The sequence below is a fragment of the Agromyces archimandritae genome (assembly GCF_018024495.1).
In the GTDB taxonomy this organism is placed as follows: domain Bacteria; phylum Actinomycetota; class Actinomycetes; order Actinomycetales; family Microbacteriaceae; genus Agromyces; species Agromyces archimandritae.
Genome location: NZ_CP071696.1, coordinates 1495221 through 1522061, shown reverse-complemented (window position 1 = coordinate 1522061; position 26841 = coordinate 1495221). Strand labels below are relative to the sequence as shown.

Sequence of the window (26841 nt, the reverse complement as noted above, 5' to 3'; positions counted from 1 at the left end):
GGCATCCATGCGTCGCCGCGGGTGAAGAATGGTCTGAACCGCACGAGACGAGGAGCTCCGATGACCGACGCGATCCCCGTCTTCGACGGGCACAACGACCTGCCGTGGACGGCCCGCACCGAGCGCGGATACTCCGTCGAGGGCATCGACGACACTCGCCTCACGGTGCACACCGACATCCCGAAACTGCGCGCAGGCGGCGTCGCCGCGCAGTTCTGGTCGGCGTACGTGCACACCGACCTCAGCGGGCCCGGCGTCGTGACGGCGACCCTGGAGCAGATCGACTTCATCCACCGCATGGCCGCCCGCTACCCCGAGGCGTTCCGCATCGCGGCGACGGCGGATGCCGCCCGCGCCGCCATCGCCGACGGCCGCATCGCCTCGATGATCGGCGTCGAGGGCGGCCACCAGATCGACGACTCCCTCGCCGTGCTGCGCAGCTACGCCCGCCTCGGCGCCCGCTACCTGACGCTCACCTGGAACGCGCACACCTCCTGGGCCGACACGGCCGCCCTCCCGCCCGAGCACGGCGGACTCACCGGCTTCGGCCGCGAGGTCGTCGCCGAGATGAACCGCATCGGCATGCTCGTCGACCTCGCGCACGTCTCGACCGACACCGCCCGCGACGCCCTCGACGCATCCACCCTGCCCGTCATCGTCAGCCACTCCGGCGCCGCCGCCCTGAACCCCCACCCCCGCAACCAGCCCGACGACGTCATCGCCCGCGTCGCCGCCGGCGGCGGGGTGTACATGGTCGCGTTCGTGCCATCGTTCCTCACGGTCGAGCGTTACGAGTGGGTGCTCGCCGGCGAAGACGGGCCCGCGCCCGTCGTCACGATCGCCGACGTCGCCGACCACGTGGACCATGTCCGCGAGGTCGCCGGCATCGACGCCGTCGGCCTCGGCGCCGACTACGACGGAACCGACGCCATGCCCGAAGGCCTCGGTTCCGTCGCCGACTACCCGGCGCTCTTCGACGAGCTGCGCCGCCGCGGCTGGAGCGACGCCGAACTCGTCAAGCTCGGCAGCGGCAACGTGCTCCGCGTCATCGACGCCTCCGACGGCGCGTACCGAGCCTTCCTCGCGGAGGGGGCGGCGTGAGCGCGGGTGTGGATGCCGCGGGCGGCGCTGCCGCGGGCGCGGGCGCTTGCGCCGCAGCCTCGGAGGGGCGCGCCGCGGCATCCGCTGCGCCGCCCCGCGTGCTCGTCGTGCAGAACAGCCCGTCGAGCGGGCCGCGCCGCCTCGCCGGCTGGCTCGAAGAGGCCGGCCTCGACCTCGAGGTGCGGCACGGGGCCGACGGCCTGCCGGCATCCATCGCCGGGTATGCGGGCCTCGTCATGCTCGGCGGCGGATTCATGCCCGACGACCTCGCCCGCGCCCCCTGGCTCGCCGCGGAGCGTGCGCTCGCGGCCGAGGCGATCGCCGCCGACCTGCCGACGCTCGGCATCTGCCTCGGCGGGCAGCTCCTCGCCGACGTCGCCGGCGGGCAGGTGCGCGCCGCCCATGGCATGCCCGAGCGCGGCGCGACCGAGATCCGTGCGACGGATGCCGGTGCAGCCGACGCCGTGATCGGCGCCCTCGCGCCGGCCGCGCACGTCATCGAGAATCACCAGGACATGATCACCGCGCTGCCGGCGGGCGCCGTGCTGCTCGCATCGAGCGCGGCCTGCGAGGTCCAGGCGTTCCGGCTCGGGCGCCACGTGCGGGGCCTGCAGTTCCACCCGGAGGCCGGCGCCGAAGACCTGCTGCGCTGGGACGAGGCGGCGCTTTCCGCTGAGGGCATCTCCCGCGATTCCCTGGTGGATGCCGCCCGCGCCGTCGAACCCGACTCCGCCGCCCGCTGCGCCGCGCTCGCGGCGGCTTTCGCCGCCGAGGTCCGCGCCGCCTGAGGCGCACTGATATCATCATCGCCGTGGTGTGCATGATCATCGGCGAGACCCTCGCCCTGTTCGGATAGGCCGCTGGATGCGGGCCGAAGGGCGGCGACACCCCTGGAGACAGCGGCCTTTGATTGCTGCAAGCGCTGTTGCCCTAGCCGCCCTCGTTGTCACCGGTGGCGTCTGGTACGCCATTGGAAATCAAGAGCTGGTGCCACCCATCCTTATTGGCACGCCATCAAATGTGACTCCGCCTCCGAAAGAAGATCAGCTTCCGATTGGGTGTTCTGGAGGAGATTCGCGCGACGCCGCAATGGTACTCGCGGCCCAAGCCGAAGCACCCCGCACCGGTACCGGCGCAGTCGAGTTTGCGGCATCGTTCGGTCGCTGGGCTGAGCAATACCCGGTGCCGGCACCGGGTGAAGCACTGCAGCTGCAAGCAGCCGTGATCTCACCGGGATCGAGCTACGACCTTGTGTCGTATCTGGAGGGTGAACCCAATCTATCGGACGGGCTCGTGCCGAATGGGACGGAGTTCCATCTGTCGACTGTGCCCGGAGTCTGGAACCTTGAGTCGTACTCGTACGACGGGGCCGTGGTTTCGGTTGGCATGGGTATCGTGGTCGGGGGTGCTCTGCACTCGACTTTCCGCGTCTCATCGATGTACAGGCTCTCCTGGACCGACGACGGCTGGACGGTCGAGGACGCGATGCAGCCTCGTGCCGCTGAACAGCTGTTCTCGATGGGAACAGAGTTCACCGAGGGCTGTTGATACGGGCAGCGATTCCAGCGCGCGCACCTGCCTCATCGGAGCGGCTCGTCCCGGCACGGCAGTCAGCCATGCGTGGAACGATGACCTCGCGATCTCGGACAACCGCTCCGCGCCGTAGGCGTCCTTGTGGTCCTCGACAAACAGGAAGAGGTTCGCCAGTTCGTCTCCACGGCGGACTACCTCGCCACCTGGCGCTGATGGCGCTCACTGGTTTTCCGGCTCTTCGGATTTTAGGTGGGGGCGGGGGTATCGAGGCCGCCGGCGATGAGGAGCATTCTGAGTCTGTAGTTGTCGTAGTTGCGGAATCCGCGGGCGACCCGGCGGGCGAGCTCGATGAGTCCGTTCACGGCTTCGGTGCCACCGTTGGATGACCGGTTCGTCGCCCAGTACGCGAGGAATGCGTCACGCCACTGGTTCAGTGTCTTCCCGAGCCGGGCGATCTCCGGGATCGGGCACGAGGGGAATGATCCGAGAACGGCCAGCGCGATCTTGCGTCCCTCCGTGAGGTCTGGGTGCTTGTAGGCGTCGCGGAGTTGCTGAGCGGCGTGCCAGGCGACTTCGACCTCGATGTGCTCTTCCTGTCGGGCGAACGCGGTTTCGAGTCGGCTCCTTTGCTTGTCGGTGAGTCGGTCTCTTCCGGCGCGGAGGATGTTGCGGATCCCGTAGAGCGGGTCGCCCTTGCGGCCGCGGTGTCCGAGGGTGTCCTGCTGGACTCGGCGGCGGACCTCGTCAACCGCAGCGGTGCCGAGCTTGACGACGTGGAACGCATCCAGCACAGCGGTGGCATCGTCGAGCTCGTCGTCGAGGGCCTTCTTGTATCCGGCGAACGGGTCAAGAGCGGCGATCTTGACGCCGGTCCGGAACTCCGGCGTGCGTTCCTTGATCCAGTCGGCGTATGCCTTCGAGGACCGGCCCGGCACCAGATCGAGCAGCCGCGCCCTGACGTGACCGGACGCGTCGCGGGTGAGATCGACCATCCCGGTCAGTTCTTTCGGGCCTCGGCCGCCCTCGGCGACGGGCTTGGTGGAGACGTGGTGCCAGAGGTGCTCGTCCACGCCGAGCACCTCGACGCCATCGAACCGGCCCGGGTCTTTCTCGCGCCGCTGCAACTCGGCTTCCACGTGCGTCCAGACGGTGCCCCACGCGACCCGCAGCTGCCGAGCGACACCGCGCACCGACGCGTTCTCACGTCGCATCTGCGTCACCGCCCAGGCCACCGCGCGGGCCGTCAAGATCGCGTTCGGGGCGGCAACAGCCGGGTTCTGCTCCGTGAACGCGCGCACCTCGCATCCGTCCTGGCGACACCGCCAGCGGCGCTTTCGCCACCTCACCCGCACCGGCCGAGTGCCCATCGGGGCGTCCTTCAGAACAAGTGCCTTCCGTCCCGCCGATTCCGCGACCACCCCGCACCCCGGGCAGCCCACCGGCCCCGGCGGCGACTCGACATCGATGACGAGTACACCGTCACTGCGGTGCTCGACCCCGGTGACGCGGAGCCCGTCGAGCCCGACGAGCAGGTCGCAACGATCACAGTAAGCAGCAGAGGAACCTGGGCGCGCATCAGCGCAGTGGGTAGCATCGGGCACGGGTCGAGGTCTCCGGACAGACAGGCAGTTTGGTCGCTACCGATCCTCCGGACCTCGACCCGCCTCACCACGCCACAACACGCCCGCCAAACTCACCCGCCCCCACCCAGACTGCGCAGAGCCGGTTTTCCTCGTAGTTGCTCATCGAAGTTCCTCAGGTCGCGGGGTCACGTTAGCGCAGGTTGGTGTCGGTGGTGGCGTGGCGGAGTTCGTTTGCTGCGGTGGTGTGGTGGCGGAGCCGATAGGAGGCGCCGTCGAGGGTGATGACGACGCTGCGGTGTAGGAGTCGGTCGAGCATGGCTGCGGCGACGGTGGAGTCGCGAGGATCTCGCCCCATGCGATGCGTTCCGTGCGACGGTGCGGACGTCCGGGCCTCATCGCCCGTGGGCACCGCATCCGAGCCAACTGCCAGCAACGCACGCTCTTCGCAGGAGGCGAACTATGACATCCCCAGCACAGATAGCACAAGCCGCCCACTTTGGGGGGAGCGACTCTTTCAGGTTTGTTGCTAGTTTCAGGTTCAGACCTGAGCGAGACCCGTGCTCTAGCTAGTGTCGTGTTCCGGAAGTTGGTTGACGGTTGGCTTTCGTGAGGATCTGCTCGGAAGTCTTGGTCCAGACGAAGGGGTGTTTCCGGTCGTTCCAGCCGGTGATGAATTGCCGGATCTTCGCGTTGAGGTCCTTCACGGAGGTGAAGATGCCGCGGCGGATGGCCTGTTTGTCGATGATCCCGAACCAGACCTCGACGAGGTTCAGCCAGGATCCCGAGGTCGGCGTGAAATGGACATGGAACCGCGGGTGCTGGCGAAGCCAGGCCTTCACTTCCGGGGTCTTGTGGGTGGCGTAGTTGTCCATCACCAGGTGCAGCGGGACGTCGGGGTAGGCGCGGTCGATCTGCCGAAGAAACGATAGGAACTCTTGCCGGCGATGCTTCGGTTTCACCGCACCGGTGACGTGCCCGGTCGCGATCTCCAGCGCGGCGAACAGCGTCGTGGTGCCGTGGCGTTTGTAGTCGTGGGTGCGTTTCTCGGCATCCCCGATCCGCATCGGCAGCATCGGCGCGGTGCGGTCCAGTGCCTGGATCTGGGACTTCTCGTCCACGCAGAGCACGACCGCGTTCTCCGGCGGCGCCAGATAGAGCCCGACGACGTCGGTGACCTTGCCGACCAGCTCCGGGTCGGTGGAGAACTTGAACGTCTCCGACTTCCACGGCTGTACCCCGTACTCCCGCCACGCCCTGGCTACCGTCGCGTTCCCGACCTTCAAGTGCGACGCCAGCAACCGCGACGACCAGTGCGTCACACCGAGCTTCTTCGGTGGCGGAGTCAGCGTCGCCGCCACGATGTCCGCATGATCAAGACGACGCGGACGGCCAGTCCGCTCCGCATCACGCAAACCCGCCAGACCCTGCTCCGCGTACCGGCTACGCCATTTCAGCACCGTCACCACACTCGCGTCCGCGAGCTCGCTGATCCGAGTATTCGCAACGCCTTCAGAGGCCAGCAGCACGATCCGGGCCCGCTTCACAGCCCCCGCGGACACCGTCGTCGACCTGAGCCAGCCACGCAGCTTGGACTCATCGCCCTCGAAAAGACGCAACGCGGGAGCCGGAGAATTCGCCATACCCAATCCTCCCAACCAACCAACCAGTTAGGAACTAACGACACGCGACACTAGACCTGAATGGGAGAACGTCTTGAACCCGAAACGATTTGGCGTGAGCAAGGGTGCTCGCTTGCTGCGTCTGCCTGAGATATTCGCCGCAGCTGCAGCCCTGATTGTTCTAGGGATTCCCACCGCATCGGTGGCAACAGAGGTCGAATCGCATCCGGAAGTCAAGGACTCTCAGACCAGGGTGGTCGAGGTCAGCGACTTCACTCTGCCCGAGGGCCATCAAGTCGCCGACCTCAGCAAGTACCCCGACGACGGGATGACCACTGCCCAGAATGAGGCAATGAACCGACTCGTACTCTCGGAATTCAGTGATGAGATTGTGACTTTCCGGTGGAACAAGGACACGAAGCTCATCGAGGTCATCGCTGGAGGGAATCTGAAACCGATCGAGGCGGCGCTCGAGGTGCAGCTTCATGGAAATGGATACAAGATCGTGCCGAGCAGGTTCACTGGCGATGAGCTGCGCGCCGAAGCCACTCGTGTTGCCAAGGAAGGCGCCGGCAAAGGGGTCGGTTGGGCCGCTGCTGCAAATGACGGCTCTGGAATCGTTGTCGGCGTTACCGACGCCTCGACGGGAGAACAGGCGCGTCTGCGAGCGGCGCCTGTCGTTGATTCAGACTATCCGCTGACCTTCGAACCCTCTGGCGGTATTGAAGCCGCCTACACGCGCTACAATGGTAGCGATCCAGCGATGGGCGGGTCGGTCATCAACGGTGAGAACGATCAGACCTGTTCTGCTGCATTCTATGTCCTTCGGCCTGAAAATCCACCAACTTTCAGCAGGTCTCTGCTTACCGCCGAACATTGTGGGAATCCGGGAGAGCATTTCAGGGGCGGATGGGGATGGGAGCCAAACGGTAGCCGCGGAATCGCCAATAATACGAATGGCGCACACGACACAATGGTACTCACCCAGACGACTGGAAGCATCGGCCCCTATATGTTCCTCGGTGGCCCAATGACAAGCGACCTTGCGGCGATCAAGGGGTGGGCTTACGCGGCTCTCGGCAGTGAGGTCGTGCCGAGCGGCGCTTACTCCGGGGCGACCACATGGGGCACAGTGACCCAGAGCAACATCACGGTGTGTGTCCTGGGATATATGTGCTGGGAGAATCAAGTTCGAGTGAAGTCCTCGACGCCCGCCACTCAGGCGATCTATGGTCAGGGCGACAGTGGCGGGCCCGTCATCCGCATCGTCGATGGCCAGGCCCTGGCTACGGGAGTGATCAGCACGATAGATACGTCCAAATCATCAGCATGTATGGGGTACGACTGGTCGGGTCGCCAGTGCGCAACTGAAGGCACGTTCCAGACAGTCTCCAGCTGGTTGGCCGGCAACCCGACTTGGGCAGTCGCAACTGCGCCGTAGCTGTTGACTGACTGGGCAACGATATCGGTGCCCCCAGGCACTAGAAAGAGGCTTTTCGCGAACGATGAAGCGCCCTGGGTTCGGTGGAGGCTCTGATCTCACGGAGGAGATCCGCGCGACGGATGCTGGTGCCGTCGACGCCGTGATCGGCGCGTTCGCGCCGGCCGCGCACGTCATCGAGAACCACCAGGACATGATCACCGCGCTGCCGGCGGGCGCCGTGCTGCTCGCATCGAGCGCGGCCTGCGAGGTCCAGGCGTTCCGGCTCGGGCGCCACGTGCGGGGCCTGCAGTTCCACCCGGAGGCCGGCGCCGAAGACCTGCTGCGCTGGGACGAGGCGGCGCTTTCCGCTGAGGGCATCTCCCGCGATTCCCTGGTGGATGCCGCCCGCGCCGTCGAACCCGACTCCGCCGCCCGCTGCGCCGCGCTCGCGGCGGCCTTCGCCGCCGAGGTCCGCGCCGCCTGAGGCGCGGCCCTGCCGCGCCCGCCCGCGCCGCCACCATCCCGGTGATCGCCACGAATTCGGATGAATCCAGCTCTCTCCATCCGATTCCGTGGTTTTCTCCGAATCTATGGTGTCTCGCGAGTGGATGCCGCGCTGCCACCATCCCGGAGATCGCCACGAATTCGGATGAATCCGGCTCTCTCCATCCGATTCCGTGGTTTTCTCCGATTCCATGGCGTCTCATGACGATTCCATGGCGTCTCCTGAGTGGATGCCGCCGCGCGTTCCGATGGCGCCGCGCGGCCGAAGGCGCGCGGCCGCGCGCTCAGAGCGCGTTCGAACCCAGCCAGTCCGCGAGCACCGCGTCGAACTCGGTGCGCACCTCGAGGCTCGGCAGGTGCGCCGCACCGCCGAAGACGTACCCGGTCGCATTCGGCAGGTGCTCGACGAGCCAGCGCTGCTGGGCGAGCGGCGCCGTCAGGTCGTGCGCGCCGACCATTGCGAGCACGGGCATCTCGAGGGAGGCGGCGCGCTCGTAGGCGGGCGGGTCAGGGCGCGTCTCGGGGGCGTCGAAGGCGATGACGTCGAGATTGCCGCGATGCATGCGGCGCACCTCGTCGAGGAAGAGCGGGCTCACGGCATCCGCACCCCGCCCGAGCCCGACCGCCCACAGCTCGGCCTCGAGCTCGATGACCTGCGCCCAGTCGCCGGCCTCTTCGGCGTCGTCGATGCGTCGGTACGCCTCGACCTCGTACGGCGTCATCTCGACGTGCGGGAACCCGCCCGGCCCCGAACCGACCGTGACGAGCCCGGCGACGCGCTCCGGGGTTTCGACGGCGACATCGAGGGCGAGCTTGCCGCCGAAGCTCGCGCCGATGAACGTCGCCCGGGCGATACCGAGGTGGTCGAGCACCGCGCGGATGTCGTCGGCGTGCTCGAAGGGCGCATCGGGTTCGGCGCGCGTGTCGCCGAGCCCGCGATAGTCCATCCGCACCACGAAGTGCTCCTCGGCGAGCATTCCGAGCTGCGGATCCCACATCCCGAGATTCGTGATGCCCGCCGGCAGCATCATCAGCGCCGGCGCGCTGCTGCGCCCGTCGACCTCGAAGCGGAGCTCGGCACCGGGAACCGCGAGATGCGTCATGGCCCGAGCCTATGGCCGCGGGGCTGCGCCCGCACGTGTCGGTGTGCGGATGCCGACGGCGACGCGCCTGTGAGGGCTTCAGCTGAAGGCGGGCCGCGCTATCAACTGCCATCGTGCACGTCGCGACCTGCGTCGATGGCCCGTGCCGCTTCCGGTGCGACCGAGGGGCGTCCGCGCCGTCCGGACGCGTTCAGGGGACAGCAACTGCCCTGACCCCCAGCGCTGGATCAGACGTTCGCCGCGTGCGGCAATCAGGCTGCCGGAACATGAAAAATCCGCGTCTTCGTGCCGATCCACCTGCCCAACCTGTGCCCGGCAGTGGATCGGAGGCAGCCGGGACCGCGCCCCCAAAGCGAGGGCTTTGCACTGATCGGCACCTCTTTTTTACTCGACTGATTCATATGCTCATGCCTGCGGCCAGCATCGCCCCCTGCTGGCCGTTCTCGCACATCCAACTCGAGGAAAGGTAGTACGTGAAACGCCAGACGAATGCGCTCCTGACCGCTCTGCTCGGCGGAGGAATCGCCCTGCTCGGCGCGGCAGCCCCGGCCGTCGCAGCCGATGAACCTCAGGTGCAGGTCACCGATGACTGCACGCTCGAGCTCGCCCTCAGCGGCTACACCACCGACCCAGGCACGGAGGCCACCCGGGTTCTCGTCGAGGCTGCACAGCCGGCGATCAAACACTGGGACTGGGTGTATGTCCATACCGAGCTCTTCCCGTTCGAGGTGACTTACCACACCTCGCATGGCGGAGCCATGTTCGACCTGTTCGACGAATACACGTTCTCGCACGTGTCCTTCCACCGCGAGGCTGCCAAACCAGCCGTGTACGCCGACGTTCCGGCCATCCCGGGCGATGAGTCTCCGAACACGGTCAGCGTCCACGTCGACGGCGTCGAGGCGCTGAGCACCCAGTTCGGTCAGGCTCACGTTTCGTCTCACGATCTGGCCGGCGCCTCAACGTACCGAGTCTTCGTCGATGCTTTCGACCCCGAATCCTCCTTCGACACCGGCCCGGTCCAGTTCGAATGCGTCGACAGCACCGATCCCGGCGACGACGGTGAGAACCCGGGCGGCGGTGACGACGACGGTGAGAACCCGGGCGGCGGTGACGACGACGGTGAGAACCCGGGCGGCGGTGACGACGACGGTGAGAACCCGGGCGGCGGTGACGACGACGGTGAGAACCCGGGCGGCGGTGACGACGACGGTGAGAACCCGGGCGGCGGTGACGACGACGGTGAGAACCCGGGCGGCGGTGACGACGACGGTGAGAACCCCGGTGACGACGCCGCCGCCGTCAAGACCACCGGCAGTGATGATGGCAAGGCATCGGCAGGCGCCGGACAGCTCGCGCCGACCGACGGCACTCCGACGGCCAAGGCCACCACGGCTGCGGAAAAGAGCCTCGCCCACACCGGCGTCGACGTCGGCAGCACGGCGCTGATCGCGCTGGGTCTGATCGCGATCGCCGGAATCGGGATCTTCGGTGTCAGACTGGTGCGCTCGCGCCCCTGAGCGCTCTCTCGCGAATGGCCCCGCCTCGGCGGGGCCATTCGTGCGTACCGGGCCGAACGTCGAAGGATCGTCTCCGGCTCGGGGCGGGATGCGCTTGAACGCCCAGATGTGCGCCGAGCATGATGCGCCCGGCACGGCTACCTTCCCCGGGGTCAGGTCTCTGCCCGGTGCTCTGAGGGAACGGCCGGCTCGGCTGCCTCTTCGTCGGGGTCCGGGACCCGCGTTGATGCGAGCTTGTGCGGGTCGAGGAGGTATATACCGCTGCGAGGGTCAGGAATACGCCGCCGATGCCGAGGAGCCGGTTGCCGTTCTGGAGGAAGAGGGCGAGATGCCCCAGGCCCGGAACGTGGAATACGCTCCGCCAGACGTCGTCGACAGGGTAGGGCTCGGGGTCTGCGGTGCGGTTGCGTCGCCTTTCAACTCGAGGGTCGGCGAGTTTTCGACGGTGGTCTTGGCGATCACACGGTGGATGATCGCCGCTCGGCCTTCGTTGGGTGTCACCGTTCCGGGGTCCACCACCGGTCCTCGCAGGCGCCCCCTGACCGCGGTCGAAGCCGAGCCCGTTCCGGCCGGAGCGGCCGGGACCCGCGCGCCCGGACGGTGGGCGCAGAGGCGGTGGCTGCCGCACTCGGAGCCGGATCCGCGGCTCACGAGCCCGGAAGGTCGGCGTAGCGTCGTAGTCCTTGAAGAAAGGAAGCGAATGCAGTTCTTCGGTGACCAAGTCTCCTATCGTCCGGTGTTCTTCGTCCGGGCCCTGCGGGGCGGCCTCAGTCCGTACGTCCAGACGCACCTGCGCCGGCCGCGCCTCGGCCGGTCGCTGTGCGGGGTGCGTACCGATCCTGGCGGGCAGGGCGAGGCGCTGACCGATGTGGGGTCTGCCCTGGCCGAAGCCGAACTCGGCTGGCTCTGCCGGGCGTGTGTGGACATGGCCCAGGCGATCGCGGTCGACCGGAACCGGCGCCGGCCGCGAATACTCCAGCCGTGACTCGAAACGAGACTTCATCACGGCCGGGGTGACCGAAGAACGTACGCGCCGAATCCGCCGAAGGCACCGCCACCGGTTCACATGACACCCGACTCGAAGCAGGAGCACATGCCCATCGTCCTCACCCGCGGCATCCCCGGCAGCGGCAAGACCACTATGTCCACCGCCCTCGTCGCAGACCACTCCAACCGCTTCATGCGCATCAACCGCGACGATATCCGCCGGATGTGCTTCGGCGGCGACGTCTATGCCGACCCCGGCCGGGCCCGTGATGAGGGCGAACGGATGGTTTCCCTCATCGAAGTCGCCTCCGCCCGGTATGCCCTCGAGCAGGGCTTCATCCCGGTCATCGATGCGACGAGTCTGAACCCCGGCTACCTGGTCCGGTGGACGGGCATGGCCGGCCTCCTGCAGACCCCGCTGGTGGTCTGGGATTTCCCGATCGGCATCGAAGAGGCCATCCGCCGCGACGCGGCTCGCCCCCATCCGGTCGGTGCGGACGTCATCCGCGCCATTGCCGGCGCTCACCTCGATGAGGGAGGCGCCTTGCCGGCGGTGCCGGCGGGTGCCCTCCGGGCCTCCGGTATCGAAGAGGTCATGGCGCTGGTCTCCGACACGGTCGGCGAGCCGGTCTGACCGGACCGAAACCGGTGAGGTGCCGGCAGGCGGCCCGTACGTCCCCGCCTGCCGGCAGTCCGACGACCGATTCGCCGCAGATGCGGGCCCGGGCCGGCCGGCCGCCGAACATGAGCCCCCCGCTACCCGAAGATCATCGGGAGGTCGTCGTCGTCCTCGGAAAGGGCGAGTTCGACGAGCACGGGCACGTGGTCGCTGGGGGCGTCGCCCTTGCGCTCGTTGCGGTGGATGACGGCATCCGTCACCTGTTCGGCGAAGGCCGCCGAGCCGAGCACGAAGTCGATGCGCATGCCCTCGTTGCGGGGGAACTTCAGCTGCTTGTAGTCCCAGTACGTGTACCCGGCGGGCACGAGTGGGCGCACGACGTCGGTGACGCCGGCGTTCTCGAGGGCGAAGAACGCCTCGCGTTCTGGCGGGGAGACGTGGGTGGATGCGCCGGGCACGACGGCGGGGTCGCCGTTGTCCTCGTCGAGGGGGGCGATGTTGAAGTCGCCCATGAGGGCGAAGGGCACCTCGGGGCGGCTGCTCGTCTCGGTGCGGGTGTACTCGGTGAGGGCGGCGAGCCAGTCGAGTTTGTACGCGTAGTGGGGGTCGTCGAGGGATCGGCCGTTCGGCACGTACAGGCTCCAGACGCGCACGCCGTCGACGGTCGCGCCGATCGCGCGGGCCTCCTTCGGCAGGTCGGGGCCGTCGTGGCTCTTCAGGAAGCCGGGCATGCCGGGGAACTCGGTCTCGACGTCGAGGATGGGGCTGCGGGAGGCGATGGCGACGCCGTTCCACTGGTTCAGGCCGTGGATCGCGAGCTCGTACCCGGCCTCGTCGAACGCTTCGGCGGGGAACTGCTCTGGCTTGCACTTGACCTCCTGCATCGCGAGCACGTCGACGTCTTCGCGCACCAGGAAGTCGACGACGCGGCCGACGCGGGTGCGGATCGAGTTCACATTCCAGGTCGCGATGCGCATGCCTCAAGCCTACGGGCGACCCCCGACGCGGTGCCGCCGCTACAGAACGACCATCGCCAGCAGGAACAGCACGGCCAGCAGCACGATGCCCACGAGCGGCACCCAGAACGCGATGCGGCGGAACGCGAGCAGCGCGACGGCCGCGATCGAGCCGACGAGCGAGATGATGCCGGGCGCGATGAGCATGGTCGTGGTGATGCCGTCGGTGCCGAAGAGGCATTCGGCCGAGTCGGCGCAGCCGGTGCGCGCGAAGGCGATGTAGGGCGCGGCGAAGGTGATGAGGGCGGCGAGGGCGACCATGATGAGCAGCAGCACGATCGAGACGATGAGATCCCAGATGCGCATGGGGCGGCGAGCGGGTTCCTCCGGCACGCGCGCTTCGGCGATCTCCGACAGCGGACCGTAGTCGTCGGCTTCGTCCCTGGCCATGCGCCCCCCTGTTCCGAGTGTTCCAGGCCGGGGGTGGATGCCGCAACGCGCCCGGCCCGGCAGGATGGAGCCTATGGGACTCCAGCTCGGCTACGCCGCCATGCTCGCGCAGTTCCCGCCGGCGGAGGCGGTGGAGCTGTCGGCGTACGCCGAACGGCACGGGTTCGACGGGGTGATGGCGGCGGATCATTTCCAGCCGTGGCTGCCGCAGCAGGGGCAGGCGTCGTTCGTGTGGAGCGTGCTGCCGGCGATCGCGGCGGCGACCAGGGGCGATTTCGGGCCGGGCGTGACGGCGCCGACGTTCCGCTGGCATCCGGCGATGGTGGCGCAGGCGTCGGCGACGCTCGCGGCGATGCATCCGGGCAGGCATTGGCTGGGGCTGGGTTCGGGCGAGGCGCTGAACGAGCATGTGGTGGGCGAGTACTGGCCGGAGGCGCCGGAGCGGATCGCGCGCATGTTCGAGGCCGTCGAGGTCGTCAAGAAGCTGTTCCAGGCATCCCGTGCGGGTCGCGACGCGAAGCATGCGGGGCCGCATTTCCGGCTGGAGTCGTCGCGGCTGTGGACGATGCCGGCCGAGCCGCCGCCGATCTTCGTCGCGGCGGGCGGGCCGGTGACGGCGAAGCGGGCGGGTCGCACGGTGGACGGGCTGATCACGGTGGATGCGCCGCCCGAGCGCCTCGAGGTGCTGCTGCGCCGCTTCCACGAGGGTGCGCGTGAGGCGGGGCGGGATCCGTCGACCCTCACCAGGGTGCTGCAGGTGCATCTGTCGTGGGCGGCGACGGAGGAGGAGGCGATGCGGAACGCGTTGACCGAGTGGCCGATCGGGGCGATGCGCTTCCCGCGGGCCGACATCCGTTCCCCGTTCGAGGTGGAGCAGATCGCCCGGCATGTGCGGCCGGAGGATTTCGCGGGGCGGATGCTGGTCTCGGCCGACCCCGAGGTGCACCGCCGCGAGCTGCAGCGCTACGCCGATCTCGGCTTCGACCGCATCTACCTGCACAACGTGGGCCGCAACCAGCGGGAGTGGATCGACGTCTTCGCTCGCGAGGTGCTGCCGAAACTGGCAGGGTAGAGCCTGAGCGGAGGGGGTTCGGGTGAGGTTCAGCGTCGAAGGGGTCGAGGGCATCGGCGAGATCGCCGCGGGCGACGACCTCGCCGGGATCATCGGGGCCGCAGTGCAGGTCGAGGACGGCGACATCCTCGTCGTCACGTCGAAGATCGTCTCGAAGGCGGAGGGCCGTGCGGTCGTCGCCGCCGACCGCGAGCGGGCGATCACCGAGGAGACGGTGCGCATCGTCGCGAGCCGCGCCTACGAGGGCGGGGTGACGCGCATCGTCGAGAACCGCCAGGGCATCGTCGGGGCGGCGGCGGGGGTGGACGCCTCGAACACCCCCGACGGAACGGTGCTGCTGCTGCCGCTCGACCCCGACGCATCCGCCCGCGACCTCTGCCTCGGGCTGCGTTCGATCACGGGCCGGCAGGTGGGCGTCATCCTTTCCGACACCCTCGGCCGCCCGTGGCGCGAGGGCCAGACCGATATCGCGATCGGCGCGGCGGGCGTGCACGTCTTCGAGGATCTTCGCGGGGGTGTGGATGCCGGAGGGCGCCCCTTGCAGGTGACCCTGCCGTGCACGGCCGATGAGATCGCCGCCGCTGCGGAGCTCGTGAAGGGCAAGGCGGCCGGGGTGCCGGTGGCGCTCGTGCGCGGCCTCGACCGCTTCGTGGGCGACCTGGACCTGCCGGGGGCGCGCTCGATCGTGCGCCCGGCCGACCGCGACCTGTTCCGTCAGGGCAGCGACGAGGCGTTCAACGACGGGTATCGCGCCGGATTCGAGGAGGCGCAGTCGGAGGGGCCGATCGAGACGGGCCCGATCCGGGTGGCGCCGGGGGACTGACGACGCGCGCGCGGCGATCCTTGCGGCTGCATTCGGGGCACCGATAGCCTGCACGAAGAATCCTCGGGGGAGGGGTGTCTCGTGCGTGCGGTTTCGGGCAAGGGGTGGATGCGGCGGCGCGGTCTCGCCGGAGCGGGCGGGGCCGCAGCACTGGCGCTCGCGTTCGCGGGCGTTGCACCCGCGGCGGCGGACGAGCCGGACAGTGTGATTCCGGTCGGCGCGGGCGACGCAAGGTACGTCGCTCTGACCTCGGACGGGAGTCGCCTATTCATCGCTACATGGGGCAACGGATTCTATGCCGTCGACCCGTTCGACGGGCCTATCGTCGAAGCATTCGGGCCGATGGGGGCAGGATCGGTGTCAACAGGTGACGACCCTCAGACGGTCTTCACGCTCGCTGACACGGTCGGGGTGTCCCGGTACGAGCACCACGCCTCGGGGTTCGAGGAGGAGTGGGCGACGTCACTGACCTATTGGCTGGGAACCGAGATCAACGTTCTGGCGCCGGACGGCCAAGTCGTATACGTCGCATCCCAGGATGGTGACTACGTCAGCAGAGTTCATGCGATCGACGCATCGACCGGAGAGATCTTGTGGTCATCACAAGACTTCGGGCCGAACACTCTGACCCGTGGCGTCCTGGTGGGCCAAACCCTCTATCTGACGCAGAACGAGGGCAACCGGGTCATCGCACTCAGCACAGTCACGCATGAGGTGACCGCCACCTACGATGTCTCCCTCCCATTCGCCATCGCCGCCGCGCCGGATGGCTCTGCCTTGTACACGACGGGGGAGAGCGCACTGACGAGGATCGACTTGGTCACCGGTGCCATGCTGAGCGCACCGATCGCCTGGGGTCGCAACGTCCTGGCTACCCCGGACGGAGCGCGCATCATCGTATCTTCGCTCGCACCGGACGAACGGGACCTGGCGGTGCTCGATGCCGAAACCTTGAGGTTCATCGGCACCGTCGAAACCGAGGCCGTTGTGGGCGGAACTGCGATCTCACGGAACGGCTCGGCCGTCTACGCGGTCACAGGGGAGGGCCAGATCGACGCGTACCAGTTCCTGCGGCCGGTGGTCGCGGCGGCGGAGCCGTCGTCGACGGAGGCGCCGGTGGGGGAGCCGGTGACGTTGACGAGCGGTGTGACCGGCAACTCGTACGAGTCGTTGCAGTGGCAGTCGCGTGCTCCGGGTGGTGACTGGCTCGATATCGAGGGCGAGACGGGCGACACGCTGGATGTGCTGGTCGAGGCGGAGGCGGTCGAGTATCGCCTGGTGGCGCGTTCGCTGCTGTTCGGCGACGTCGGGGGCGAGCCGGCGGTGGTGTCGCCGGCGGCAGAGCCGACGCCCACGCCGACCCCTGGTCCGACGCCGACCCCGACCCCGTGTCCGACCCCGCCGACGCCGCATCCGACTCCGGCGCCCACGCCGCCCCCGACGGCGTGCCCGGGCCCGGCGGGCCTGCCCGAGACGGGCGCCGGCACGGCATCCGCCGACGTCGCCCTGGCCGCTCTGCTGGCCGGGGCCGCACTGCTCGGCGTCGCCCTACGTCGCCGCACCCGCGCTGCCCGCTGACGGCGCCCCGAACTCCCGCCTGGCGCTCGGAGCATACGCGTCGAGCGGGCCGAACGCGGGCGTGCTTCGGCTACTCGGCGTTGCCGCGTGCGAGGCGTCGACGGCCGAGGATCGCGCCGGCCGCGCCGGCCAGCAGGAGACCCGCGATGACCGCGATGGGCAGGACGTCCGGACCCGTCGAAGGCAGTGTCGCGGTGGGCGCTGCGGTCTGGGTCGGCGGCACGGGCCCGGGAGCCGGCGTCGGGGCGGGCGTGGGGGTCGGCGTCGGCACGGGGCCCGCGATCGTGAACGACACCGGATCGGACGGCGCTGCGGCATCCACGACGCACGTGCTCAGGGCGGTCGCCGTGTAGGCGCCTGCAGCCAGCTGGGGGATGGGGGTCGTCCAGGTCTCGGTCGTCGTGTCGTTCTCGATCAGGAGGCTGCTGACGATCTCGCCGGAGGCGTCGTGGATGTCGACGATGACGTCGCACCCCGGAGTCGTTCCGCCGAGGGTGGTGGCGTCATCTCCGAGTTCGATGGTCGCTGCCGGCGGCCGGAAAGCCAGGGGCACGACCGGCGAGCGGAATCCGCTGGACTGGAAGGCCGCGATCGCGGCGATGTAGATCGGTTGCTGCCACGGAGCGTCACCGACGAGGTCTTGGATGTCTGCGGCGAGCAGTTGCATGGTCCAGGTTCCGTCGTCTTCGGCTTCGACGGTGTCGACGATCGTGCCGACCTCGCCCGGCGTGACGAAGCCGGCCGGCCGCTGGATGTCGGAGAGCTCGAGGGACACCTCGTCGAATGCCAGTCCGCTGCCCTCGACGTCGAGGACTCCGCCGGGCAGGGTGCCGTCCTCGGAGACGACCGCGTATGTCTCACCCGGAGCCGGCACGGGGCTCGTGATGTGGATGGGATGCTCGGGCTCGGCGGCGAGCGCCGGGGTCACGGCACCCAACGACAGCGCGATGCTCGCGGCCAGCACTCCGGCGAGACCGAATGACGATCTACTCGACACGTTCACAGAACCCCCTCATGGTAGGGGTTCAGGCTGTCCCCCTAAGGCGGCAGTATAGCGAGCATTCGTCGGGTGCTGTATTCGCGCTGCCACGGGTGCCGGGTGGCGCCGGTTCAGCTCTGCTCGCTGACGAGCACCGCGAGGGTGCCGGGCGCCAGGGCCTCGAAGGTGTGCGGTTCGTCGCCGCGGTAGACGAGGTAGTCGCCGGGTTCGAGCTCGGCGGGCGTCTCGGTCGGCCCGGCGAGGGCGCGGCCGGAGGCGAGCACGAGGTGTTCGACCGTGCCGGTCGGGTGCGGCATCGAGGCGCGCGGGGTGCCCGGTTCGCCCTCGAGCAGGTAGAGGTCTCGGCGCACGCCGGGCGTCCCGGCCGAGAGCAGCGTCGCCGAGTATGCGGCGGTCGAGGAGGCGATGGGGCTGCGTTCGCCGCGGCGGACGAGCACCGAGTCCGACGGCGGCGGATCCACGAGCACCGAGAACGGCACGCCGAGCGCGGTCGCGAGCGCCCAGAGGGTTTCGACGCTCGGGTTGCCGGTGCCGGCCTCGAGCTGCGAGACGGTCGCTTTCGAGACGCCGGCCTGCCGGGCGAGCTCCGACAGGCTGATCCCGGCACGGTGGCGTTCGCGGTGGAGGGCGTGCGCGATCCGTTCGACGGGTGACGTCATGGCGGCTACTCTACAAGACGTCCGTTCGGGTTGACGAACGGTTCGAGCGAGCGCAGACTGTTCACTGTGTCAAACGATCGTTCGCCGGTGGATGCCGGGTCGCGCCGCATCCACCCCCGCGACCTGCGCGATGCCTCCGGCATCGGCCTGGCGGTCGCCCTCGTCGCCGTCTCGTACGGCGCGCTCGCCGCCGGAGCCGGCTTTCCGCTCTGGCTCGTCGTCATCGTCGCCGCATCGGTGCTCGCCGGCGCGAGCGAACTCCTCTTCGTATCGGTCGTCGCCGCCGGCGGGGCCCCGCTCGTGGCCGCCCTCGCCGGCATCCTCGTGAACGTCCGCAACGGCATCTACGCCTACTCGGCCGGCGCGTTCCTCCGCGGCGGGCCGAGCCTCGCGCTCGCCGCGCACGTCGTCAACGACGAATCCGTCGCCCTCGCCCAGCACCGCACCGGGGTGCCGCGCCGCCGGGCCGCGTTCTGGGCCGCGGGCCTCGCGATCCTCATCGTGTGGCCGCTCGGCGCGATCGCCGGAGCCCTCCTCGGCGCCGTCGTCGACCCGCACGTGCTCGGCCTCGACGCCGCCCTGCCCGCGATCCTCGTCGCCATGGTGCTGCCCGCCGCCCGCGACCGCCGCGCCCTCGCGGCAATGCTCGCCGGCGGCGCGATCGCCCTGGCCGCCACGCCCTTCGTCGCGCCCGGCGTCGCGTCGGTGCTCGCCCTCCTCGGGCTCGGGATGCCCTGGCTCGCCGCACTCATGCGTCGCCGCGCGGCCGCCGCCCGCGGCCCCGTGAACCGCGCCCCAGGGCCCCTCTCCATTGTTCCGGGGGTCGAATCCCGTCACGATTCCGCCGATTCGCGCGAGAAGTTGGCAGGAAACGACCCCCGGAACGCTTCGGATCGCCGCTCCGACGGGAGCGCGGATGCCTGACCCGATGCTCCTCGTCGGCGTCGCCATGCTCGCCGTCGGCACCTACGCCACCCGCCTCATCGGCCTGCTCGCCGGTCGGCGCCGTGCGAAGCGGCTCGCCGTGGGTGCGCAGGGCACGGCCCGAGGCGGGAGCGCACCGGCATCCACCGGCGATGCCGCCGCCGTTCCGGCGCCGCCCCTTCCCGGCGGCGCCCCGGCATCCGCGCCCGACCTGCGCGGCGGCGCTCCGGCATCCACCCCCGAGACCGACGCGACGCCCGCGCGGCTCCGGCGCAGCGACCTCGTGGTCGTCGTGCTGCTCGCCGCGGTCGCCCTCACCGGGGCGGTCTTCGACGGCGCCGAGCCCGCCGGGTGGGCCCGCATCGCGGGTGTCGCCGTCGGCGCCGTCTGCGCGATGCTCCGCTGGCCCCTCGCGATCGTCATCGTCGCCGCTGCGGCGACGACCGCGCTGCTCCGCCTCGCCGGGGTCGGCTGAGGCCGGGCATTGCAGCTCGCCGCATGCTGAGCCATTCGCTCGTGGGTGCATCCGGGCGCCGAGCCCGCCCTACGGCGCGAACGCGATGAGCGGGCGCCCGGTGATCGGGTGCGTCGTCACGGCGGCGCGCACCCCGTAGACGGCGCCGATGAGCTCGGGCGTCAGCACGGCATCCGGAGCCCCGGCCGCGACCACGCGGCCGTCGGCGAGCACGATGAGGTGGTCGGCGTAGGCGGCGGCGAGGTTCAGGTCGTGCAGTGCGGCGAGCACGGTGAGCCCGCCGCGGGCGAGCTCGGCGAGCACCTCGAGGGCGTCGAGCTGCGCCCGCACGTCGAGGTGATTGGTGGGTTCGTCGAGGAGCAGCAGCGCGGGTTCCTGCGCGAGGGCGCGGGCGAGCACGACCCGCTGGCGCTCGCCGCCCGAGAGGGTGCGGAACCGCCGCTCGGCGAACGGAGCCGCGCCCGCCGCCGCGAGGGACTGCGCGACGACGTCGTGATCGCGGGAAGACGGGGCGCCGAGCACCGGGATGTGCGGGGTGCGCCCGAGCAGCACGACCTCGCGCACGGTGAGGTCGACGTCGCCGTCGGTCTGCTGTTCGGCGATCGCGATGCGGCGGGCGCGCTCCCGCCGGCGCATGCGGCCCAGGGCGTCGCCGCCGAGCGAGAGCGCCCCGGCATCCGCCCGCTCGATGCCCGCGACGAGGTGCAGCAGCGTCGACTTGCCGGCGCCGTTCGGCCCGACGACCGCGCCGAACGCGCCCACCGGCACGGTCGCGTCGATGCCGTCGATGATGAGCCGCCCCTCACGGGCGAACGCGAGCCGGTCGATGCGCAGCCCGCCTGCGCTCCCGCTCGAACCGTTCCGGGGGTCGAATCCCGCCACGGTTCCGCGCGATTCCGCATTCTGATGGCGGGAAATGACCCCCGGAACGGAACCCGACTGCTCAGCCGGACGCCCGGCAGCACCGGGTCCCGCAGCATCCACCCCGGCAGCACCGGGTCCAGCGGCATCCACCCGGGCTGCGCCGCCCGCGGCATCCACTCCGCGCCGGCCGCCGTCGGCCCGCCCGCTCACGCGATCCTCCGGTTCCGCACGAGCAGCAGGGCGAACACCGGCCCGCCGATGAGCGCCGTGACGATGCCGACGGGCAGCTCCCTCGGGTCGAACACGCTGCGCGCGAGGGTGTCGGCCCAGACGAGGAACAGGGCGCCGGCGAGCGCCGCGAGCGGCAGCAGGGCGCGATGCCGCGCCCCGGTGACCGCGCGCACCGCGTGCGGCAGGATGAGCCCGACGAACCCGATCGACCCCGAGACGCTCACGAGCGCGCCGGTGAGCAGGGCGGTCGCCGCGAGCAGGATCCATCGCACCTGCGTCACCGGCACGCCGAGCGCGGTCGCCTGCCGGTCGCCGAACGCGAACGCGTCGAGCGTTCCGGCGCTGAACAGCAGCGGCACGCCGACGACGAGGAGCGCCCCGCCGGCGATCCACACCGCATCCCAGTGCGCGCCGGCGAGCGAACCGAGCAGCCAGCCGAGGATCTCGCGGTAGCTGTCGCCCGTCGCCGACCAGAAGATGATGAGGCTCGTGAGGGCGCCGAGCACGCTCGACACGGCGAGGCCGGCGAGGATCGTGCGGCTCGGAGTGATCTCCCCGAACGCGCTCGCGAGGCCGAGCGTCGCCGCGAGCGCGGCCAGCGCGCCGGCGAACGCGGCGAGCGGCAGCGCGACGGCCGCGCCCAGGATGATGACGATGACCGCTCCGACGGATGCGCCCGACGACAGCCCGAGCAGGTACGGGTCGGCGAGGGGGTTGCGCGTGAGCGCCTGCATGATCGCGCCGCACAGGGCGAGGCCGGCGCCGACCGCGGCGGCGGTGAGGATGCGCGGCAGCCGCAGCTCCCACACGATCGCCTCGCGCACGGTCGACAGGGGCGATTCGGCGAGCCCGAGGCGGGCCAGGAAGCTCTGCCATACCTCGCCGGGCGTGAGGTCGGCGGGGCCGATCGCGATCGCGACGACGACGCTCGCGGCGAGCAGCAGCGCGAGCACGCCGGCGACGAGCCCGACGCGCAGGCCGCGGCGGGGTGCGGATGCCGCGCCGCTTCGGGGTGTGGATGCCGCGGGTGCGCCGGCACGGGGTGCGGATGCCGCGGGTGCGCCGCTTCGGGGTGTGGATGCCCTGGCGCGCCCGCTCCCGCTCGCATCGCCGCTTCCCGCGCTCCCCCCGCTGTTCCGGGGGTCAAATCCCGCCACCGAATCACCGATTTGCCCGGAATTGTGGCGGGATTTGACCCCGGAACCGAAATCAGGGCGGGTGCGCTGGGGGCGGGGGCGGGTGCGGGTGCGGGTGCGCCGGGTGCGGGCGCGCCCGCCGCGGGGGCAGCGCCCCCCGGCATCCGCACCCGGCGCTCGACGGTCATCCGAGGTCGAGCTCTCCGAGCTGGTCGACGAGCGAGGCGACGGCTTCGACGTTGCGCACGCCCGCCTCGCCGGTGGGGAACGGCAGCACGAGGTAGCGCCCCTCCTGCACGGCCGGCAGGGCGGCGGTCGCCGGATTCGACTCGAGCTGGCCGATCTTGCGTTCGGTCGTGCCCCAGGCGGAATCGATGAGGATGATCACGTCGGGGTTCGCGTCGGCGACGGCCTCCCAGCTGTAGCCGGTCCAGGTGTCGTGCTCGTCGGCGGCGACGTTCTCGAGGCCGGCCGAGTCCATGATGAGCTGCGGGGCTCCGATGCCGGCGCCGACGAATGCGGAGTCGGTGCCGCTCGAGAACCACAGGGCGCTGAGGCCGCGGTCGTCAGGGCGGATCGCGTCGAGCTCGCCCTGCAGACGTTCGACGAGCCCGTCGGCGGCGTCGTCGGCGTCGAAGATCGAGCCGACCTCGCCGATCTCGTCCCACAGGTGCTCCCAGGTGAACGGGTCGGGCTGGTAACCCTCCTCCTGGCAGGCGGCCGGCGACACGTAGCTGGCGATGCCGAGGTCTGCGAGGTCGGCGCGTTCGCCGGCGCCTTCGGCCGAGAGGTTCGACTCCCAGCCGGCGTAGACGAGGTCGGGTTCGAGTTCGAGCGTCGCCTCCTGCCCGGGCACCTTGTCGGAGACCACGGGCAGTTTCGCGGCGGCGTCGGCCCACTCCTCGGCGGCCGGCCCGTCGGAGAACGCGGTGCCCACGATGCGGTCTTCGAGGCCGAGCGCGAGGAGCATCTCGATCGAGGTCGACTTGATCGCGAGGACCCGCTCGGGGGCGGCGTCGAAGCTCGCCTCGAACCCGCAGTTGTCGATCGTGAGCGGGCCGGCATCCGAAGCCTCGGGGGCGTCGGCGGTGGCGGGCGCACAGGCGGCGAGAGCGAGCACGGCGAGGCCGGCGACGGCGGCGGATGCGGTGCGGCGGCCGGCACGACGAGTGGATGCCGGGGCGCCCCGGAACATGACGGGGCGAATGGGACGACGGGTCAACGAGACCTCCGGAACGGGCGCGCCGGGCGATCCGGGCACGCGGAAAACGGACGGTATGCGTGACCTGCGGCCCAAATCCAGGCCGTCGCATCCGGTCAAATCCGACCGGCGGTCTCGTCCTGCCAGCCTACTCCGCGCGGTGCGCATCCACCCCGTCGCGCGAACCCGCCAGACTGGGCGCATGACGCAGAACCCCGCCGACCTCTCCGCCGATCTCGACGCCCGGGCCCGCGAGCTCGACGCGCACGTCTTCCACTCCTGGTCGGCGCAGGCGCAGCACCCCTCGCTCGTGATCGCCAGCGGCCGCGGCTGCCGCGTGTGGGATCACGCCGGCCGCGAGTGGCTCGACGTCTCGAGCCAGATGGTTAACACGAACATCGGTCACCAGCACCCCTCGGTCGTCTCCGCGATCCGCGAGCAGGCCGAACTGCTGACGACCGTCGCCCCGGCGACCGTGAACCTCGCCCGCGGCGAGGCGGCCCGCCGCATCGTCTCGCATGCGCCTGCCGGCTTCCAGAAGGTGTTCTTCACGAACGGGGGTGCGGATGCCGTCGAGAACGCGATCCGCATGGCCCGGCTCCACACGGGCCGCGACAAGATCCTCTCCACGTACCGCTCGTACCACGGCAACACGGGCGCCGCGATCGTCGCGACCGGCGACTGGCGGCGCATCCCGAACGAGTTCGCGCGCGGGCACGTGCACTTCTTCGGCCCCTACTTGTACCGCAGCGAGTTCTGGGCGACGAGCCCCGAGCAGGAGGCCGAGCGCGCCCTCAGGCACCTGTCGCGCGTGATCGAGGCGGAGGGCCCGGCATCCATCGCCGCCGTCCTCCTCGAGACCGTGCCGGGCACCGCGGGCATCCTCGTGCCGCCGCCCGGCTATCTCGCCGGCGTCCGGGAGCTCTGCGACCGGCACGGCATCCTCCTCATCCTCGACGAGGTCATGTGCGGCTTCGGCCGCACCGGCCGCTGGCTCGCCCTCGACGGCTACGACGTGCGCCCCGACCTCATCACCTTCGCGAAGGGCGTGAACTCGGGGTACGTGCCGGTGGGCGGCGTGATCGTGTCGGAGCAGGTCGCGGCGACGTTCGACGAGCGCGTGTTCCCGGGCGGGCTGACGTACTCGGGGCATCCGCTCGCGATGGCCTCGATCGTCGCCGCCCTCGACGCGATGGAATCGGAGGGCATCGTCGACAACGCCCGCCGCATCGGCGCCGAGGCCATCGCGCCCGGCCTCGCGGCGCTCGCCGACCGCCACGCCGTCATCGGGGAGGTGCGCGGCGAGGGCGTGTTCTGGGCCATCGAGTTCGTCGTCGACCGCGCCACCCGCGAACCGGTGCCGGCATCGACGATCGCCCGCATCAAGGCGGCCCTCGTCGACCGCGGCGTGCTGCCCTTCACCGCCGAGAACCGCATCCACTTCGTGCCGCCGTGCATCGTCACCGCCGAGGAGGTCGACGAGGCGATCGCCGTGTTCGACGAGGTGCTCGGATCCACCGACTGGGCGCGTGCGTAGCGACCGAAATTTGTGAGATTCGGGCTCCGAAATTTGTGAGGTTCAGATACCGAAATTTGTTAGATAGAAAGTCCGAAATTTGTTAGGTTGAGACTGTGGCCTACCAGCGAAGGATCCTCGACGGCACGCTCGACGAGCTGTTCCCCGACCTTGCCGCGATTGCCTTGGAGGGAGCAAAGGGCGTCGGGAAGACCGCGACCGGGCGTGCGCGAGCCGAGACGACCTTCGCCTTGGATCGCCCTCGCGAACTCGAACTCGTGGAAGCGGATCTCGACCTTGTCGATGTCGCCACGCCACCGGTCTTCATCGACGAGTGGCAGCTCCTCCCGCCGGTGTGGGACCAAGTGCGCCGCGCTGTCGACGCAGACCGCACCGGTGGGCGCTTCCTGCTCGCCGGGTCGTCCACGGTCGCACCGGGCACCCGCATCCACTCGGGAGCAGGTCGCATCGTGCGACTCGTCATGCGTCCTCTCGCGTTCTCCGAACGCGCACTCGAGACTCCCGTCGTATCCGTTCGAGAGTTACTCGGAGGCGGACGCCCGGAAATACGGGGAAGCACGAACCTCACCCTGGCCGACTATACGGAGGAGATCGTTCGCTCCGGCTTCCCGGGCATCCGCGACCTCCCCGAGCGTGCGAGGACGATACAGCTCGACAGCTATCTCGCACGCATCGTCGATCGCGACCTTCCCGACAACGGGATGGCGGTCCGCCTCCCCGCGACACTGATGAAATGGCTCGCCGCGTACGGAGCGGCAACGTCGACCGATGCCTCATACACGGCGATTCTCGACGCGGCGACGGCAGGAGACGTCGAGAAACCCGCTCGCCAGACCGTCGACCAGTACCGCGACTACTTGCAGCGCATCTTCGTGCTCGATCCCGTACCGGCGTGGCTTCCCTCGTTCTCGCCTCTCCGGCGGCTCGCGAAGCGCCCGAAACACCACTTGGTCGATCCGGCGCTCGCCGCACGATCTGCCGACATCGATGCCGCCGATCTCCTCCGGGGTGCGGGGGAGCGTGTCGGGGCGACCGGAACCTGGCTCGGAGCCCTGTTCGAGTCATTGGTGACCCAGTCGGTGCGCGTCTATGCGGACGCCTGCGACGCCTCGGTCGGTCACCTGCGTTTGCACGACACTTCGCGTGAGATCGATCTCATCGTGGAGGGGCGGGGGAGGCGGGTCCTTGCGATCGAGGTCAAGCTCGCGGCGACGGTCTCGGATCAGGATGTGCGGCATCTGAATTGGTTGCAGGAGCAGCTGGGCGATCGTGTCGTCGACCGGGTCGTGGTCACGACGGGCGAGTACGCGTATCGCCGCAGAGACGGCGTGGCCGTCGTTCCGCTCGCGCTTCTCGGCCCGTGAAGTGGATGCCGCGGCCTATCGCGCCCGCCGGTACTCGGTGACGAGCACGCCGTCGCCGTAGACGGTGCTCGTCTCCAGCGACCAGGCGCTCATGTCGGGCGTCTCGGTCCAGAGGCGGCGGCCGTGGCCGAGGATGACGGGGAACGTCATGAGGTGCAGCCCGTCGACGAGGTCGGCGGCGATCAGGGCCTGTGCGAGCGAGATGCTGCCGGCGACCTGGATCTCGCCGTCGATCTCGGCGCGGACGCGTGCGACGCTCGTGGCGAGCCCGCCGCCGAGGACGGTCGTGTTGTTCCAGGCGGGTTCCGCGAGGGTGGACGAGACGACGTACTTCGGCATGCCGTTGTACTTGTCGGCGAGTTCGCCCTCGTACTGCGGCCAGGCCTCGGCGAAACCCTCGTAGGTGGTGCGGCCGAGCAGCAGTGCGGCCGAGCCGAGCGCTTCCTCTTCCTTGTAGCGTTCACCCTCCTCGCCGCGGTCGAAGCGGAAGCTCCAGTCGGGGTATTCGAAGTCCTCCCCGCCGGGCGCCTCGACGACGCCGTCGAGCGAGATGAACTCGGTGATGACGATGCTGCCCAT

Annotated in this window: 26 protein-coding genes and 1 pseudogene; 15 read left to right on the top strand and 12 right to left on the bottom strand. The window is 69.8% G+C overall.

Annotated features, from left to right (window positions below; all coding sequences use genetic code 11):
• Positions 1–60: 60 nt before the first annotated feature.
• The 3 genes from G127AT_RS06885 to G127AT_RS06875 all read left to right on the top strand — a co-directional run bounded on the left by G127AT_RS06885 (position 61) and on the right by G127AT_RS06875 (position 2649).
• Positions 61–1101 carry a dipeptidase gene (locus G127AT_RS06885; protein WP_210901338.1) on the top strand — a complete coding sequence of 347 codons (1041 nt, stop codon included), beginning with the start codon at positions 61–63 and terminating at the stop codon, positions 1099–1101.
• A complete protein-coding gene (locus tag G127AT_RS06880) occupies positions 1098–1889 on the top strand; it encodes a type 1 glutamine amidotransferase (protein ID WP_244857804.1) in 792 nt (263 codons plus the stop codon). Before G127AT_RS06885 ends, G127AT_RS06880 begins: the two co-directional genes overlap by 4 nt.
• Positions 1890–2007: 118 nt before the next feature.
• Positions 2008–2649 (top strand): hypothetical protein, encoded by a 642-nt coding sequence (locus tag G127AT_RS06875; protein WP_210901336.1) that lies wholly within the window; start codon positions 2008–2010, stop codon positions 2647–2649.
• A 230-nt stretch (positions 2650–2879) separates the two neighbouring features.
• On the opposite strand, the gene G127AT_RS06870 is transcribed toward G127AT_RS06875, so the two are convergent.
• The 3 genes and pseudogenes from G127AT_RS06870 to G127AT_RS06860 all read right to left on the bottom strand — a co-directional run bounded on the left by G127AT_RS06870 (position 2880) and on the right by G127AT_RS06860 (position 5857).
• Positions 2880–4235, bottom strand: a complete 1356-nt coding sequence (locus tag G127AT_RS06870) for an ISL3 family transposase (RefSeq protein ID WP_425305876.1) — start codon at positions 4233–4235, stop codon at positions 2880–2882.
• 172 nt (positions 4236–4407) lie between these two features.
• Positions 4408–4574, bottom strand: a pseudogene (locus G127AT_RS06865) (ATP-binding protein); the annotation flags it as partial.
• Between the two features lie 209 nt (positions 4575–4783).
• Positions 4784–5857, bottom strand: coding sequence for an IS630 family transposase (locus tag G127AT_RS06860; RefSeq protein ID WP_244857802.1), 1074 nt, complete (start codon positions 5855–5857; stop codon positions 4784–4786).
• Between the two features lie 94 nt (positions 5858–5951).
• Here G127AT_RS06860 and G127AT_RS06855 point away from each other — a divergent pair, with 94 nt between their 5' ends.
• Together G127AT_RS06855 and G127AT_RS06850 are read left to right on the top strand one after the other, a co-directional pair.
• Complete coding sequence (locus tag G127AT_RS06855) at positions 5952–7277, top strand: chymotrypsin family serine protease (protein WP_210901334.1); 1326 nt, start codon at positions 5952–5954, stop codon at positions 7275–7277.
• Between the two features lie 64 nt (positions 7278–7341).
• Positions 7342–7743: a glutamine amidotransferase-related protein gene (locus tag G127AT_RS06850; protein ID WP_210901332.1), complete on the top strand. Its 402-nt coding sequence runs from the start codon at positions 7342–7344 to the stop codon at positions 7741–7743.
• A gap of 304 nt (positions 7744–8047) precedes the next feature.
• On the opposite strand, the gene G127AT_RS06845 is transcribed toward G127AT_RS06850, so the two are convergent.
• On the bottom strand, positions 8048–8866 hold the full coding sequence (locus tag G127AT_RS06845) for an alpha/beta fold hydrolase (protein ID WP_210901330.1): 819 nt from the start codon (positions 8864–8866) through the stop codon (positions 8048–8050).
• A gap of 473 nt (positions 8867–9339) precedes the next feature.
• Here G127AT_RS06845 and G127AT_RS06840 point away from each other — a divergent pair, with 473 nt between their 5' ends.
• From G127AT_RS06840 to G127AT_RS06830, 3 genes are all read left to right on the top strand, one after another.
• The gene (locus tag G127AT_RS06840; RefSeq protein WP_210901328.1) at positions 9340–10386 is read left to right on the top strand and encodes a hypothetical protein; all 1047 of its coding nucleotides are present in this window, start codon (positions 9340–9342) and stop codon (positions 10384–10386) included.
• A 700-nt stretch (positions 10387–11086) separates the two neighbouring features.
• Positions 11087–11371 (top strand): hypothetical protein, encoded by a 285-nt coding sequence (locus tag G127AT_RS06835; RefSeq protein ID WP_210901326.1) that lies wholly within the window; start codon positions 11087–11089, stop codon positions 11369–11371.
• Positions 11372–11452: 81 nt separating this feature from the next.
• A complete protein-coding gene (locus G127AT_RS06830) occupies positions 11453–12007 on the top strand; it encodes an AAA family ATPase (protein WP_425305890.1) in 555 nt (184 codons plus the stop codon).
• A gap of 122 nt (positions 12008–12129) precedes the next feature.
• On the opposite strand, the gene G127AT_RS06825 is transcribed toward G127AT_RS06830, so the two are convergent.
• Both G127AT_RS06825 and G127AT_RS06820 read right to left on the bottom strand, forming a co-directional pair.
• Entirely contained in the window at positions 12130–12969 is an 840-nt protein-coding gene (locus G127AT_RS06825; protein WP_210901322.1) for an exodeoxyribonuclease III, read from the bottom strand.
• Positions 12970–13008: 39 nt separating this feature from the next.
• Positions 13009–13398 carry a hypothetical protein gene (locus G127AT_RS06820; RefSeq protein ID WP_210901320.1) on the bottom strand — a complete coding sequence of 130 codons (390 nt, stop codon included), beginning with the start codon at positions 13396–13398 and terminating at the stop codon, positions 13009–13011.
• A gap of 73 nt (positions 13399–13471) precedes the next feature.
• Between G127AT_RS06820 and G127AT_RS06815 the strand changes: the two genes are divergently transcribed.
• The 3 genes from G127AT_RS06815 (at position 13472) to G127AT_RS06805 (ending at position 16871) form a co-directional block, all read left to right on the top strand.
• Positions 13472–14470: a TIGR03557 family F420-dependent LLM class oxidoreductase gene (locus G127AT_RS06815; protein ID WP_210901319.1), complete on the top strand. Its 999-nt coding sequence runs from the start codon at positions 13472–13474 to the stop codon at positions 14468–14470.
• Positions 14471–14492: 22 nt separating this feature from the next.
• Entirely contained in the window at positions 14493–15293 is an 801-nt protein-coding gene (gene cofE / locus G127AT_RS06810) for a coenzyme F420-0:L-glutamate ligase (protein ID WP_210901317.1), read from the top strand.
• A gap of 81 nt (positions 15294–15374) precedes the next feature.
• Positions 15375–16871: a YncE family protein gene (locus G127AT_RS06805; RefSeq protein ID WP_210901307.1), complete on the top strand. Its 1497-nt coding sequence runs from the start codon at positions 15375–15377 to the stop codon at positions 16869–16871.
• Positions 16872–16941: 70 nt separating this feature from the next.
• On the opposite strand, the gene G127AT_RS06800 is transcribed toward G127AT_RS06805, so the two are convergent.
• Together G127AT_RS06800 and G127AT_RS06795 are read right to left on the bottom strand one after the other, a co-directional pair.
• The gene (locus G127AT_RS06800; protein ID WP_210901306.1) at positions 16942–17874 is read right to left on the bottom strand and encodes an LPXTG cell wall anchor domain-containing protein; all 933 of its coding nucleotides are present in this window, start codon (positions 17872–17874) and stop codon (positions 16942–16944) included.
• 107 nt (positions 17875–17981) lie between these two features.
• A complete protein-coding gene (locus G127AT_RS06795) occupies positions 17982–18530 on the bottom strand; it encodes a helix-turn-helix domain-containing protein (protein ID WP_210901304.1) in 549 nt (182 codons plus the stop codon).
• Between the two features lie 66 nt (positions 18531–18596).
• On the opposite strand from G127AT_RS06795, the gene G127AT_RS06790 reads away from it, so the two are divergent.
• Both G127AT_RS06790 and G127AT_RS06785 read left to right on the top strand, forming a co-directional pair.
• Positions 18597–19454, top strand: a complete 858-nt coding sequence (locus G127AT_RS06790) for an AzlC family ABC transporter permease (RefSeq protein ID WP_210901302.1) — start codon at positions 18597–18599, stop codon at positions 19452–19454.
• On the top strand, positions 19447–19929 hold the full coding sequence (locus G127AT_RS06785; protein WP_210901299.1) for an AzlD domain-containing protein: 483 nt from the start codon (positions 19447–19449) through the stop codon (positions 19927–19929). Before G127AT_RS06790 ends, G127AT_RS06785 begins: the two co-directional genes overlap by 8 nt.
• A 69-nt stretch (positions 19930–19998) precedes the next feature.
• Here the strand turns inward: G127AT_RS06785 and G127AT_RS06780 are convergent, their stop codons facing one another.
• From G127AT_RS06780 to G127AT_RS06770, 3 genes are all read right to left on the bottom strand, one after another.
• Positions 19999–20811 carry an ABC transporter ATP-binding protein gene (locus tag G127AT_RS06780; RefSeq protein WP_244857798.1) on the bottom strand — a complete coding sequence of 271 codons (813 nt, stop codon included), beginning with the start codon at positions 20809–20811 and terminating at the stop codon, positions 19999–20001.
• Between the two features lie 188 nt (positions 20812–20999).
• Positions 21000–22001: a putative F420-0 ABC transporter permease subunit gene (locus G127AT_RS06775; protein ID WP_210901898.1), complete on the bottom strand. Its 1002-nt coding sequence runs from the start codon at positions 21999–22001 to the stop codon at positions 21000–21002.
• A gap of 343 nt (positions 22002–22344) precedes the next feature.
• Positions 22345–23355: a putative F420-0 ABC transporter substrate-binding protein gene (locus G127AT_RS06770; RefSeq protein WP_210901296.1), complete on the bottom strand. Its 1011-nt coding sequence runs from the start codon at positions 23353–23355 to the stop codon at positions 22345–22347.
• A gap of 208 nt (positions 23356–23563) precedes the next feature.
• Here G127AT_RS06770 and G127AT_RS06765 point away from each other — a divergent pair, with 208 nt between their 5' ends.
• Both G127AT_RS06765 and G127AT_RS06760 read left to right on the top strand, forming a co-directional pair.
• Positions 23564–24898, top strand: coding sequence for an aspartate aminotransferase family protein (locus tag G127AT_RS06765; protein ID WP_210901294.1), 1335 nt, complete (start codon positions 23564–23566; stop codon positions 24896–24898).
• A 95-nt stretch (positions 24899–24993) separates the two neighbouring features.
• Positions 24994–26262 carry an ATP-binding protein gene (locus G127AT_RS06760; protein WP_210901292.1) on the top strand — a complete coding sequence of 423 codons (1269 nt, stop codon included), beginning with the start codon at positions 24994–24996 and terminating at the stop codon, positions 26260–26262.
• Between the two features lie 15 nt (positions 26263–26277).
• Here the strand turns inward: G127AT_RS06760 and G127AT_RS06755 are convergent, their stop codons facing one another.
• Positions 26278–26841, bottom strand: coding sequence for a dihydrofolate reductase family protein (locus tag G127AT_RS06755; protein ID WP_210901290.1), 564 nt, complete (start codon positions 26839–26841; stop codon positions 26278–26280).

What these genes read in the sequence shown, in the direction of transcription:
- G127AT_RS06850 (WP_210901332.1), top strand. Translation starts at nt 7,342, where the DNA reads ATGAAGCGCCCTGGGTTCGGTGGAGGCTCTGATCTCACGGAGGAGATC.
- G127AT_RS06785 (WP_210901299.1), top strand. Translation starts at nt 19,447, where the DNA reads ATGCCTGACCCGATGCTCCTCGTCGGCGTCGCCATGCTCGCCGTCGGC.
- G127AT_RS06860 (WP_244857802.1), bottom strand. Translation starts at nt 5,857, where the DNA reads ATGGCGAATTCTCCGGCTCCCGCGTTGCGTCTTTTCGAGGGCGATGAG.
- G127AT_RS06815 (WP_210901319.1), top strand. Translation starts at nt 13,472, where the DNA reads ATGGGACTCCAGCTCGGCTACGCCGCCATGCTCGCGCAGTTCCCGCCG.
- G127AT_RS06765 (WP_210901294.1), top strand. Translation starts at nt 23,564, where the DNA reads ATGACGCAGAACCCCGCCGACCTCTCCGCCGATCTCGACGCCCGGGCC.
- G127AT_RS06820 (WP_210901320.1), bottom strand. Translation starts at nt 13,398, where the DNA reads ATGGCCAGGGACGAAGCCGACGACTACGGTCCGCTGTCGGAGATCGCC.
- G127AT_RS06830 (WP_425305890.1), top strand. Translation starts at nt 11,453, where the DNA reads ATGACACCCGACTCGAAGCAGGAGCACATGCCCATCGTCCTCACCCGC.
- G127AT_RS06825 (WP_210901322.1), bottom strand. Translation starts at nt 12,969, where the DNA reads ATGCGCATCGCGACCTGGAATGTGAACTCGATCCGCACCCGCGTCGGC.
- G127AT_RS06755 (WP_210901290.1), bottom strand. Translation starts at nt 26,841, where the DNA reads ATGGGCAGCATCGTCATCACCGAGTTCATCTCGCTCGACGGCGTCGTC.
- G127AT_RS06885 (WP_210901338.1), top strand. Translation starts at nt 61, where the DNA reads ATGACCGACGCGATCCCCGTCTTCGACGGGCACAACGACCTGCCGTGG.
- G127AT_RS06770 (WP_210901296.1), bottom strand. Translation starts at nt 23,355, where the DNA reads ATGTTCCGGGGCGCCCCGGCATCCACTCGTCGTGCCGGCCGCCGCACC.
- G127AT_RS06795 (WP_210901304.1), bottom strand. Translation starts at nt 18,530, where the DNA reads ATGACGTCACCCGTCGAACGGATCGCGCACGCCCTCCACCGCGAACGC.
- G127AT_RS06835 (WP_210901326.1), top strand. Translation starts at nt 11,087, where the DNA reads ATGCAGTTCTTCGGTGACCAAGTCTCCTATCGTCCGGTGTTCTTCGTC.
- G127AT_RS06845 (WP_210901330.1), bottom strand. Translation starts at nt 8,866, where the DNA reads ATGACGCATCTCGCGGTTCCCGGTGCCGAGCTCCGCTTCGAGGTCGAC.